The organism is Acinetobacter sp. UBA3132 (assembly GCF_002364825.1).
Classification (GTDB): Bacteria; Pseudomonadota; Gammaproteobacteria; order Pseudomonadales; family Moraxellaceae; genus Acinetobacter; species Acinetobacter schindleri.
Map to the genome: position 1 here is coordinate 1 of NZ_DEZM01000136.1, position 11,863 is coordinate 11,863.

Sequence of the window (11,863 nt, forward strand, 5' to 3'; positions counted from 1 at the left end):
ACGCTCTTCCGATCTAACCACTTTACTGTACCAGTAACTGTATTAGACATAATATAACCTATTGAGTTTTATTGATTTATAGTCAATCTATGGGATGACTAAGATGTAACTTGGAAAAATAGACTGGATGGAGCTTTTGATCTATAAAAACGGAGGTTTATGACTAAAACTGCGATACTTAAAGAAGACTAACCAAAACAAGAATTTTTCTAGTTGCAACCATCATACCCTGAATTCAGAGATATTCAAGCTGTATATCACTATTATTTTTTATGCAGTTGATATCACTCAAAATAAAATTGTAGAAAAATTATACAGAATTAAAAAATCAAGGACTTAATATGCTTTAACAAAAAGAGCGCCGTGGCGCTCTTTTTGTTATTTGACTTTCAAAGTCAGTGAAAACTTAGTAATCGAAACTGAAGTGCTCAGATGCCAGTGAAGTCATCGTTTTAGATGGGTTGACCATGGCTTCAGCATGACCTTGAGTACGCGGCAACATGCGCTCAAAGTAGAAATCAGCTGTCTTGATTTTTGCCTTATAGAACTCAGGAACTTCAGTACCGTTGCCCTCAGCCAGTTTTGCGGAAGCTACCGCAGCCTGTTGTGCCCAGAAGTATGCCATCATCACATAGCCTGAGAACATCAGGAAATCTACAGATGCAGAAGAAACAATATCACGGTCCTTACGTGCAGCCAGCATGATACGAACCGTCAATGCATTCCATTGTGCGCAAAGTTTGGTTAAGTCCCAAGCAAAACGACGCATGTATTTGTTACGTGCATGCTGGCCACAGAATTTCAGGATTTCTGCCGTGTAATCACGAATCACTTTGCCTTTAGAAGTTAACAGCACTTTACGGCCAATCAGATCTAGTGCCTGTACACCTGTTGTACCTTCATAAAGAGTAGAGATACGCGAGTCACGTACGATCTGTTCCATGCCCCATTCTTTGATATAGCCATGACCACCAAAGACTTGCATACCGTGATTGGCTGCTTCATAGCCCAGTTCAGTCAGGAAACCTTTCAGAATAGGGGTATAGAAACCTAAGTGATCATCATGCGCCTCGAAAGCTGCTGTATCGCCACGAACCAGAGCATCATTCATTTTGTCTGCAATTTGTGCTGCATGATAAATCATTGCACGACCGCCTTCAGCAATTGCTTTTTGCGTCAATAGCATACGGCGAACATCAGCATGGTGAATGATGGCATCAGCTACTTTTTCTGGATCTTTCTTGCCAGAAAGGGCACGCATCGACATACGCTCTTTGGCATAAGGCAGGGCACCTTGGAAAGACAGTTCTGCATGACAGATACCCTGAACTGCAGTACCGATACGTGCCGTATTCATAAAGGTAAACATTGCATGCAGACCTTTATTCTTTTCACCAATCAGGTAACCAACCGCATTGTCAAAGTTCAGTACAGCTGTTGCAGATGCACGGATTCCCATTTTGTGTTCAATCGAACCACAAGTAACCGGATTGCGTTCACCAATGCCGCCATCGGCTGCCGGAATGAATTTCGGTACGATGAACAGGGAAATACCTTTAGTGCCTGCAGGTGCATCTGGCAGGCGTGCAAGTACGATATGAATGATATTTTCAGTCAGATCATGTTCACCCGCCGAGATGAAGATCTTGGTACCTGAAATAGCATACGTGCCATCTGCATTTGGCTCAGCTTTGGTTTTTACCTGGCCCAGGTCGGTACCACATTGCGGCTCAGTCAAACACATGGTACCAGACCATGTACCTGCTACTAGGTGAGGCAGGTAAAGATTTTTTTGCTCATCTGAACCAAATTGAATAATGGTATTGATACAGCCGATACTTAAACCTGGATACATCTGGAAGGACCAGTTTGCAGTGCCCATCATTTCAGACTTAACCAGATTCAAAGATTGTGGAAGGTTTTGACCGCCAAATTCTTCAGGATAAGAAAGACCTTGCCAGCCGCCTTGTACGAACTGTTCGTATGCTTCCTTGAAGCCTTTAGGCGTAGTGACTTCACCATTTTCAAAATGACAGCCTTCCAGATCACCACTTTGATTCAATGGAGACAGTACATTTTCACAGAAATCTGCTGCACCTTCCAGAATCATGTCCACGGTATCAGCATCGGCATATTCACCATTTGATAGTGTCTGGTAATGTGCAGGGTAATCAAGCACTTCATTCATAAGGAAGCGAATGTCACGTAACGGGGCTTTATATGCTGGCATGCGTTTTAATCCTGATTAATAGTTTTGGATTATCTGTATCGATCCTTTGATTATTCACATTGCGGCTAAAAATACATTGATAAGGCAAGCAAATAAAAATGTCAGAAAGGCGAATCGAGGAGATAGGAAAATTAGGGTGATTCAGGTTAAAGATATGGGCTAATAATAAATAGCTGAAAAATAAAAAAGACTTATATGAAACGACTTTAATAGATAATTATTCTATTTGTCTAGGTGATTTTTTGGGTGAATTGTACACAAATGTTATTGTTCGAAAATAAACAGAAGTGCTGTCATTAAATCCACTTATTGCTCTGTATATTGCCTTCTGTCGGAAAATCAAAAGAGCCTCCGTAGAGACTCTTGAATCATATTAAAAGCTTAAACGGGCTTAAAGGAAATCTTTGAGCTGTGGCTTGACCCCATTCCAGATCGCGAAAGATTCAATCGCTTGACCGACCAGCATGCCAAAACCTTCAGCGCTAGGAACACCACGCGCACGGGCTTGATCTAGAAAAGTAGATGGTTTGCCATAGGCCATTTCATATGCGTGTTTAAACTGCAGTGCTTCCGGCAGGATTAAGGCATCACCACTCAAGCTGGCAGAAGTTGCATTGATAATAAGATCGAACTCACCCGCCAGATCAGTCAAGGCAATCGCTTGCAGTTCAGCTTGTGGTACTGCATCTTTTAAATCCGCAATCAGCTGTTCGGCACGGGTGAGGGTACGATTGGCAATGACAATTTTCTTCACACCTGCCTGTACCAGTGGATAGATCACCCCACGAGTCGCACCACCAGCGCCAATAATCAGAATATCGGTATTTTCCAGGTTCCAGTCTAAAGCACGAATAGCTTCAACCAGACCTTGACCATCGGTATTATCACCATGCAGGAGGCCATTTTCCATCCATAGTGTATTTACTGCACCGGCAATACGAGCGCGTTCAGTCAGCACCTGACACTGTGCATAAGCTTGTTCTTTAAACGGAACCGTGACATTCATGCCGATACCGCCTTGGGCAAAGAAGTCCTGAATATTGGCTTCAAAGCCATCCAGCGGAGCCAGACGTTTACTATAGGTGAGATCAATACCGGTTTTAGCGGCAAATGCATGATGCAATTCTGGAGAACGTGATTGTTCAATCGGGTTGCCAACAACAGCAAATTGTTTGCTCATTTCACAGTGTCCATGTGCTGAAATGCTCAACAATATACGTGAAAACAGGTAGGGACTAAAGTATTGAAAGGTCTAATTCTAGGGGCTTATTTTAGGAATTACAGGTTTTAATAATGCGTTCAGTCAGAAGCAGGGCACCACTTAAGATAATACCGATAATCATAATAATGCTGACACTGATTGCCAGACTGTCCAAGATAAGATCCTTGGTTAAGAATGTTGTGGTAATTGCACTGACTGTAACGGCCAGAAATACCCACATCATCAGCACATGACTTTTGAAATGTCGTAGCTGCATATATTTTTACCCAATATTTTTTAAGATTTTACTATACAGCAGAGCTTGTGACGAAGTGAGGACATTTCTGCTTATTTATATAAAGAAAAGTTTCTAAATGTTTATAGGAAAATTTTTCGTTCAAATTAATAGTCTTGAAGAATTAGTTTTGTAAATTTGGGAACGAATTAATTGCATGAAGTTTTCAGGAGAAAAAAATTAGAGGTATTGTAAGCAGAAAATAATTGGAACAGTCTTACAAAAAATGCCCTCAAACTGAGAGCATTTTGGTTAAGCGTACACTTACTTCTTTAACTCTTGCAGCCAATCTCGTGGCTTTAGATAATAATCGGTAAGTTGTTTCTCTGGTGAACCTTCGGCCCATTCCGGACGATAAGACCAACCAGTGAGTGGTGGCAGACTCACTAGAATGGATTCGATCCGACCACCAGTCTGTAAGCCAAACAAAGTGCCACGGTCATACACTAGATTATATTCAACATAACGGCCACGACGATACAGTTGAAACTCACGCTGTGCTTCGCTATAAGGTTTGTCCTGATTGCGCTGGAAAATCGGAATGATGGCATCTAAGTAACCATTGCCCACCGCCTGCATGTATTTAAAACAGGTTTCAAAATCCCATTGGTTCAGGTCATCAAAGAACAGGCCACCGACACCGCGCTGTTCATCACGGTGCTTTAAGTAGAAATAATCATCACACCATTTTTTATGCTGTGCATAAACTTCTTCGCCAAATGGCGCACACAGGTCATGCGCCGTCTGATGCCATGAAAGCACATCTTCATCATTCGGATAGAACGGTGTCAGGTCAAAACCACCGCCAAACCACCAGATCGGATCCTGGTCTTCTTTTTCAGCAACAAATAGGCGCACATTGGCATGTGAGGTCGGCACATTTGGATTTTTAGGATGGATCACCAGTGAGACGCCCATCGCCTGTGCCTTAGCCCCGGCAATTTGTGGATGACGTTCAGTGGCTGAAGCCGGTAGTTTAGAAATATTGATGTGCGAGAACATCACCCCGCCTTTTTCAATTACTGTCCCATTTTGCAGCACACGTGAACGGCCACCACCACCTTCAGGTCGTTCCCAGTCATCAATGATAAACTCAGCTGAGCCACCACCAGTACGTTCTTGTTGTTCGAGAGCCGCACAGATGCGCGCCTGTAAGTCGAGGAGGAATTCGCGTACGCGTTGAATATCCGCAGAAGTTGGATGCTGCATCAAAGCCCTCATGGGGAGAAAGAAAGACTTTCTACATCAAAGCATAAAATGGCATAAAAATTAAGATGTATTTGCCGATACTGATGATCTAAAAAGACTTTGTGTTCACAGTAAATTAAAGCAGGGTAGCGTATTAAATCCGACCGAGATGCTAGGTTGAATTCTTTTTCCGACCCCCACACAATAGCTTTAGATGGCCCATGCTTGGGTGAATTTTCGATGGTCATAGGTGGATATTATGTCGGTTCAGGCTACTTCCCTCATTCAAAAATACAATGTCCCAGGTCCACGCTATACCAGTTATCCAACTGTACCGTATTGGGAAGAACAGTACTTTTCTCTGAAACAGTGGAAACAGACTTTAAAGCGCTCTTTTGCTGAATCGAATCAGAAAGAAGGCATCAGTCTATATATCCATCTGCCCTTTTGTGAAAGCCTGTGCACTTTCTGTGGATGCCATAAACGTGTCACCAAACGGCATGAAGTTGAGCAACCCTATATTCAGGCGGTGCTGAAGGAATGGGATCTGTACTGTGAATTATTGGAAGAAAAGCCAATGATCAAGGAAATCCATCTTGGTGGTGGTACACCGACTTTTTTCTCGATTGAGCACTTAACTCAACTGATTAAAGGTATCTTGGTTAAGGCCGAAATAGCGTCTGAGCATGAATTCAGTTTTGAAGGCCATCCGAACAATACCACTTATGAACATTTGCAAGGCTTGTATGACTTAGGTTTCCGCCGGGTCAGCTATGGCGTGCAGGATTATAATGAAATTGTGCAGAAAGCCATTCACCGCATCCAGCCTTATGAAAATGTCAAACAGGTCACCGAATGGGCGCGTGAAATAGGTTATACCTCGATTTCGCATGATCTGGTCTTTGGCTTACCATTCCAGAGCCTGGATGATGTACTGACTACCATTGGTCAAACCAATACCTTAATGCCGGACCGTTTAGCCTTATATAGCTATGCGCATGTGCCATGGATCAAGGGCAATGGCCAGCGCGGTTTTAAAGATGCCGATGTGCCTAAAGATGAAATCAAGCGCCAGTGCTATGAAGAAGGCAAGAAGAAACTATTGGCACATGGCTACCATGAAATTGGCATGGATCATTTTGCGCTAGAAAGTGACAGCCTGTATCAGGCTTTTAAGGAGGGTTCTTTACACCGTAACTTTATGGGTTATACGGCTTCCAAAACGCAAGTGATGATTGGACTGGGGATTTCATCAATCAGTGATAGCTGGTACAGCTTTGCCCAGAATGTAAAAACCATTGAAGAATATTATGAATGTCTGGAACAGAATGAGATTCCAGTCGTTAAAGGGCATGTATTAAGTCGGGAAGATTTAATCATCCGTAAGCATATACTGAATCTGATGTGCAGTTTCACCACTTCTTGGGCAGATGAGCACATGCAATTTGCTGAAATTGACGAAGTGCTAGAACAGCTCAAAGAAATGTCACAGGATCAGTTAATTAAAATTGCAGACTCATCAGTCACAATTTTAGAGAAAGGGAAACCTTTTGTACGTAATATCTGTATGTCTTTTGACCTGAGATTAAAACGTAAAATGCCGGAGAACCGGATTTTTTCGATGACGATTTAGAAATCCCTTCAATCATTCTCAACCCTCCTTTAGCAAAGGAGGGTTGAGAATGATTTGTATGAAAGCTAAAAATCATCTTTCCGATACAGATGCGCCATACGTTCATGCTTGGTCTTAAGGTACTGTTCATTAAATGGATTTAGACCAACCGTCAGCGGTACACGATCCACCACATTAATACCTAAGTCTTTAAGTGCATTGATTTTTGTAGGGTTATTAGTAATCAAGCGTACTGCTTTTACACCTAAATGATCCAACATGATGCTACACATATCGTATTGGCGTGCATCGGCTGGCAGGTTCAGCATCAGGTTGGCATCTACAGTGTCATGACCTTGATCCTGTAGGGCATAGGCACGGATTTTATTGGTCAAACCAATCCCGCGGCCTTCCTGACGCAAGTACAGAATCACACCACGACCGACTTCATTAATCAGCTTTTGTGTCGCCTGAAGTTGCGGTCCACAATCACATTTCAGTGAGGCAAAAGCATCCCCCGTCAAACACTCAGAATGTACACGTACCAGCACGGGTTCATCACTTGGTTCTTCCAGTCCTTTAGATAACGCGACATGTTCTTCGCCAGTCTTAGGGTCTTGAAAAACAGTAATTTTAAATTCACCATGAGCGGTAGGTAATCTTGATGTTGCGACAAACTCGATAGGCACAGCTGAACCCGTTAAATCCTGAAATTGCTCAAAGTATAGCGTAATGATTGGACATTAGTAGGGTTGCATAGATGATTTTCTGGAGAACATTTTCTTTTTTGTATAAAGCGAACGATAATAGTTGATAAACAGTAAGATTATTCAGGATAATCGTATTCTGCAAATTTTACCCTGATCAAGCTCATTGTTTAATATTGCGCCGTTAACAGCTTTAGTCAATTGAAGCTGCTACAATTCGACTATATGATCGGGACTCCCCATAGACAGACCTAGCTTAGGATTTGCCAGGCTTTTGAAGGCTTTGCCATTTATGCTGTATACAGAAATACCAACTCAACGCCCTGTAACACCGTTGCTTGATGCGATCGATCATCCAGAGCAATTGCGTTCACTTGAGCAAAATCAGCTTGAGCAGGTGGCCGATGAGTTACGTCAGTACATTTTGTATGCTGCAGGACAAAGTGGTGGGCATTTTGGTGCCAATCTGGGGGTGATTGAGCTGACTGTAGCTTTGCACTATTGCTTCAATACGCCAGACGACCGCCTGATCTGGGATGTAGGTCATCAGGCATATCCGCATAAAGCCTTAACCGGTCGTCGTGAGCAATTAACCACGATTCGTGCCAAAGATGGCTTGGCCGCATTCCCGGCGCGTGATGAATCTGAATTTGATACTTTCGGGGTAGGGCATTCTTCCACTGCGATTTCAGCAGGCTTGGGCATGGCCTTGGCGCGTCGCTATCAAAAGAATCCATGTGAAGTGGTGTCCATTATTGGTGATGGTGCAATGACGGCAGGTATGGCCTTTGAAGCCATGAATGACGCCGTCGCGCACAATGCAGATCTGATGGTGGTGCTGAATGATAATGACATGTCGATTTCCTGCAGTACCGGTGGTTTTGCCAAGCATCTCGCTGCATTGTGGGAACGTGGTGAGTCGGTGAATATTACTGAAGAGGGTGAAGCCTTCGTTCAGCCGCATCCAGAATGGGTGTATAACTCACGTCTGCATTGTGCAGCGACTGATGCTGCCGATAACCTGTTTAAGGCGATCGGTTTTGATTATTTTGGTCCTTATGATGGCCATGATCTGAGTCAATTGGTTCATGTGTTTAATGCACTGAAAAAGCGTAAAGGTCCACGTCTGATTCATGTCTATACTAAAAAAGGCAAAGGCTTCGCTCCGGCAGAAGCAGAACAAATTAAATATCACGCGATTAGTCGTTTAAATGCAGGATCTACTGCAAATTCAGCACCAAAATATTCTGATGTCTTTGGTCAGTGGCTGTGCGATGAAGCGGCGAAAGATGACCGCTTGCTGGCCATTACCCCAGCCATGTGTGAAGGCTCAGGCATGGTAGAATTTGCTAAGCAATATCCTGAGCGTTTCTTTGATGTCGCGATTGCAGAACAGCATGCGGTAACGTTAGCAGCGGGTATGGCCTGTGAAGGTCTGAAGCCAGTTGTAGCGATTTATTCAACGTTTTTGCAACGTGGCTATGACCAACTAGTCCATGATGTGGCGCTACAAAATCTGGATGTGACGTTTGCTATCGATCGTGCTGGTCTGGTTGGTGAAGATGGTCCGACTCATGCTGGAGCATATGACTATGCTTATATGCGTACTATTCCAAACCTGGTGATCATGGCGCCAAAAGACGAAAATGAATGTCGCCAAATGCTACATACTGCGTATCTCTATAAAGGTCCGGCAGCAGTACGTTATCCGCGTGGGAGTGGTCTGGGTGTTGAGATTCAGCAAGACATGGTTGAATTACCAATGGGTCAGGCTGAAATCGTAGCGAGCTTTAATGGTCAGCATGATGACTATATCTCTGTACTGGCATTTGGTAGCCGAGTGCAGGCCGCTATCGATGCAGCCCAAGCCTTTGCTGCAAAACATGATGTGGCAGTACGTGTGGTGAATATGCGTTTCATCAAACCACTGGATACCCAAATGCTGGATAATATCTCGCAAAGTACCACTCTGTTCGTGACAGTCGAAGAACATGCAGTGATGGCAGGTGCGGGCAGTGCAGTCAATGAATATCTGGCTGAAGCGCAGATCGTAAAACCAATTTTAAATCTTGGTCTTGCTGATACCTTTATGGCGCAAGCGACCCATGCACAGATGCTGCAACAGGCAGGACTTGATGCTCAAGGCATTGAAAAGTCAATGAATCAGGCCTGGTCTTCACTTACCCAGCCAGTCTGAAACAACGTCTTCAAAATTTTAGACACATTTTTTTCCCAAAAAGCCCTTATATTTGCTAAAATGTAGGGGCTTTTATGCATTATTCTTTATCAATATCTTCAAATTTGTAGTGGGTGTTCAATGGAACCTATGGTGGTGATGGCTGCGCGTGCGGCTCAATTAGTTGGTCAAGAGCTTTTAAAAGCGCATCAAAATCGTCATAAACTCGATCTACAAGTCGAAGAAAAAGGCATTGATGGTCCTGTAACGCGTGTTGACCGTTACCTAGAGCAACTGACTATCGATACGCTGCGTAAAAGTTATAAAAACCACAGCTTCCTTGGTGAAGAGTTTGGTCTGCAAGAAGGTAAAGGTCACGACGCTGAATGGTGTTGGGTGATTGATCCTCTTGACGGTACACTGAACTTCATCAACGGTTTCCCGCATTTCTGTATCTCTATTGCTGTTCAGCACAAAGGCGTAACCCAACACGGTGTTATTTATGACCCTGTGAAAGATGAGCTATTCTCTGCAAGTCGTGGTCGTGGCGCGATGCTGAACCAGCGTCGTATCCGTGTAAATGTGAAAGACAACTTGCAGAATTCTTTCCTGGCAGTCGGTCATGCTTACCGTGCTCAACGTGGCGGTGAAGTGGTGTCTTATGCGAAAAACCATTTCGAATCACTATTAAACGTTACTGAAGCAGGTGCTCAATACCGCCGTGCAGGTTCTGCTGCGCTGGATCTGGCTTATGTTGCGGCAGGTCGTTTAGATGGTTACTTTGAACTTGGTTTGAAACCTTGGGATATCGCTGCTGGTGAACTGATTGTGAAAGAAGCGGGCGGTACAGTGGTTGATGCACGTGGTGGCAGCGAATCTATGGAAAAAGGTCAGGTCATTGCCTGCTCTATGAAAATGCTGAAACCTTTAATGCAGGCAGTTGTTCCTGCATGGGGCGAGGCAGCTAAATAATCGGGTTTAGACATTTTGGTTTAAAACATATAAGAGGCATCCTAAGGGATGCCTTTTTTATGACTGGATAATATTTTTTTCTGCTAAATATGGTTAAAATATCAACTAATTTTAGATTAATACAAAATAACAATAAAACTTAATGACATTATTTTAAATCCTGCTATAATCCGCGCACGCACTTAATTTCTGTTCGTTACCTGAACATTTCTCTTCTTATCATTGTGTATGCGCGTGCGGTCCAAAGAGAGGACGATATCTCGCGCCCCAATCGCTAAAGCGATTCCTTCAGGTTATGCCGTAATCATGCGTGCGTTATATCACATCGTCGTTACTCGGATCGCCGCTGAATGATCTCTTATTTTCAGCGTATATTGCTGTACCGCTTTTTGTCGATGTTCATTTGACTTTATTTTTAATGGAGCACCCAATTTCCGGGTGAAAGACTCTATGAGCAAAACTTTTGCTGATTTTCCTCTACACGAAACCTTACAACAAGCTTTACAAGCACTAGGCTTTACTGCGCCTACACCTGTACAGGAACTATCTATTCCTGCGGCGCTTGAAGGTAAAGACCTTCTAGTGTCAAGCCAGACTGGTTCTGGTAAAACTGCAGCCTTCCTTCTCCCTACATTGAATGGCCTTGCAACTGAAGATACTTTCGTTCCGTTCAAAGAACGCATGAAAGCGGTAACTCAACCGAATATCCTGGTAATTTCACCAACACGTGAACTTGCACAACAGGTTTGTCAGGATGCGATTGCATTTGTACGTCACATGAAAGGTGTTCGTATTGCTGCAATCATGGGTGGTATGCCATTTGGTAAACAAATCCAACAATTAAAAGGTGCACAAGTTGTAGTTGCGACACCAGGTCGTTTACTTGATCTTGTTAACCGTCGCCAGATTAAACTGGACAAAGTTGATGCGTTAATCGTCGACGAAGCTGACCGTATGTTAGACCTTGGCTTCTCTGAAGACCTTGAGGCAATCGGTGACTTGGCGGCGAACCGTAAACAGACTTTGATGTTCTCTGCAACATTTGCACCGCGTATCATCACGCTTGCTGAACGTATGATGAATGAGCCAGAGCGTATTGCGATCGAAACTGGTCACTCTACGAATACTGACATCACTCAGACTTTGCACTGGACTGATGGCTTTGAGCACAAGAAAAAATTACTGACTCACTGGTTAAACGAAGAAGACGTTGATCAGGCAGTTGTATTCGCTTCTACGCAAGAAGATACCGATATGCTGGCTGAAGAACTTGCTGAAGCAGGTCTATCAGTAGTAGCACTTCACGGTGCAATGCCACAGACAGTTCGTAACCGTCGTCTACGCAGCATCCGTGAAGGTCGTGCAAAAATCTTGGTTGCAACTGACGTTGCAGCACGTGGTCTAGACGTACCAACAATCTCTCACGTCATCAACTTCGGTCTTCCAATGAAGAACGAGGACTATGTACACCGTATTGGTCGT

General features: G+C 43.6%; 9 protein-coding genes. 4 read left to right on the forward strand and 5 right to left on the reverse strand.

Going from position 1 to position 11,863, the window contains the following annotated elements; all coding sequences use genetic code 11:
* Nucleotides 1-406: 406 nt before the first annotated feature.
* The 4 genes from B4033_RS07235 to hemF form a co-directional block, all read right to left on the reverse strand.
* Nucleotides 407-2,230, reverse strand: coding sequence for an acyl-CoA dehydrogenase C-terminal domain-containing protein (locus tag B4033_RS07235; protein WP_286832889.1), 1,824 nt, complete (start codon nucleotides 2,228-2,230; stop codon nucleotides 407-409).
* Nucleotides 2,231-2,621: 391 nt separating this feature from the next.
* On the reverse strand, nucleotides 2,622-3,410 hold the full coding sequence (gene aroE / locus B4033_RS07240; RefSeq protein ID WP_286832890.1) for a shikimate dehydrogenase: 789 nt from the start codon (nucleotides 3,408-3,410) through the stop codon (nucleotides 2,622-2,624).
* Nucleotides 3,411-3,501: 91 nt separating this feature from the next.
* On the reverse strand, nucleotides 3,502-3,708 hold the full coding sequence (locus B4033_RS07245) for a hypothetical protein (protein WP_004809869.1): 207 nt from the start codon (nucleotides 3,706-3,708) through the stop codon (nucleotides 3,502-3,504).
* A 282-nt stretch (nucleotides 3,709-3,990) separates the two neighbouring features.
* Nucleotides 3,991-4,935, reverse strand: a complete 945-nt coding sequence (gene hemF / locus B4033_RS07250) for an oxygen-dependent coproporphyrinogen oxidase (RefSeq protein WP_286832892.1) — start codon at nucleotides 4,933-4,935, stop codon at nucleotides 3,991-3,993.
* Between the two features lie 238 nt (nucleotides 4,936-5,173).
* On the opposite strand from hemF, the gene hemN reads away from it, so the two are divergent.
* Nucleotides 5,174-6,547 carry an oxygen-independent coproporphyrinogen III oxidase gene (gene hemN / locus B4033_RS07255; protein WP_286832894.1) on the forward strand — a complete coding sequence of 458 codons (1,374 nt, stop codon included), beginning with the start codon at nucleotides 5,174-5,176 and terminating at the stop codon, nucleotides 6,545-6,547.
* Between the two features lie 65 nt (nucleotides 6,548-6,612).
* On the opposite strand, the gene ribA is transcribed toward hemN, so the two are convergent.
* Nucleotides 6,613-7,215, reverse strand: a complete 603-nt coding sequence (gene ribA, locus B4033_RS07260) for a GTP cyclohydrolase II (RefSeq protein ID WP_273798436.1) — start codon at nucleotides 7,213-7,215, stop codon at nucleotides 6,613-6,615.
* A gap of 310 nt (nucleotides 7,216-7,525) precedes the next feature.
* Between ribA and dxs the strand changes: the two genes are divergently transcribed.
* The 3 genes from dxs to B4033_RS07275 all read left to right on the forward strand — a co-directional run.
* A complete protein-coding gene (gene dxs / locus B4033_RS07265; protein WP_286832896.1) occupies nucleotides 7,526-9,430 on the forward strand; it encodes a 1-deoxy-D-xylulose-5-phosphate synthase in 1,905 nt (634 codons plus the stop codon).
* A gap of 120 nt (nucleotides 9,431-9,550) precedes the next feature.
* Nucleotides 9,551-10,381 carry an inositol monophosphatase family protein gene (locus B4033_RS07270; protein WP_004809859.1) on the forward strand — a complete coding sequence of 277 codons (831 nt, stop codon included), beginning with the start codon at nucleotides 9,551-9,553 and terminating at the stop codon, nucleotides 10,379-10,381.
* A 450-nt stretch (nucleotides 10,382-10,831) separates the two neighbouring features.
* A partial coding sequence (locus tag B4033_RS07275) for a DEAD/DEAH box helicase (protein ID WP_286832898.1) occupies nucleotides 10,832-11,863 on the forward strand: 1,032 nt, incomplete at its 3' end.

Bases quoted from the DNA above. Each gene is read 5' to 3' on its own strand.
- B4033_RS07235 (WP_286832889.1), bottom strand. From the start codon at position 2,230: ATGCCAGCATATAAAGCCCCGTTACGTGACATTCGCTTCCTTATGAAT.
- aroE (WP_286832890.1), bottom strand. From the start codon at position 3,410: ATGAGCAAACAATTTGCTGTTGTTGGCAACCCGATTGAACAATCACGT.
- B4033_RS07245 (WP_004809869.1), bottom strand. From the start codon at position 3,708: ATGCAGCTACGACATTTCAAAAGTCATGTGCTGATGATGTGGGTATTT.
- hemF (WP_286832892.1), bottom strand. From the start codon at position 4,935: ATGCAGCATCCAACTTCTGCGGATATTCAACGCGTACGCGAATTCCTC.
- hemN (WP_286832894.1), top strand. From the start codon at position 5,174: ATGTCGGTTCAGGCTACTTCCCTCATTCAAAAATACAATGTCCCAGGT.
- dxs (WP_286832896.1), top strand. From the start codon at position 7,526: ATGCTGTATACAGAAATACCAACTCAACGCCCTGTAACACCGTTGCTT.
- B4033_RS07270 (WP_004809859.1), top strand. From the start codon at position 9,551: ATGGAACCTATGGTGGTGATGGCTGCGCGTGCGGCTCAATTAGTTGGT.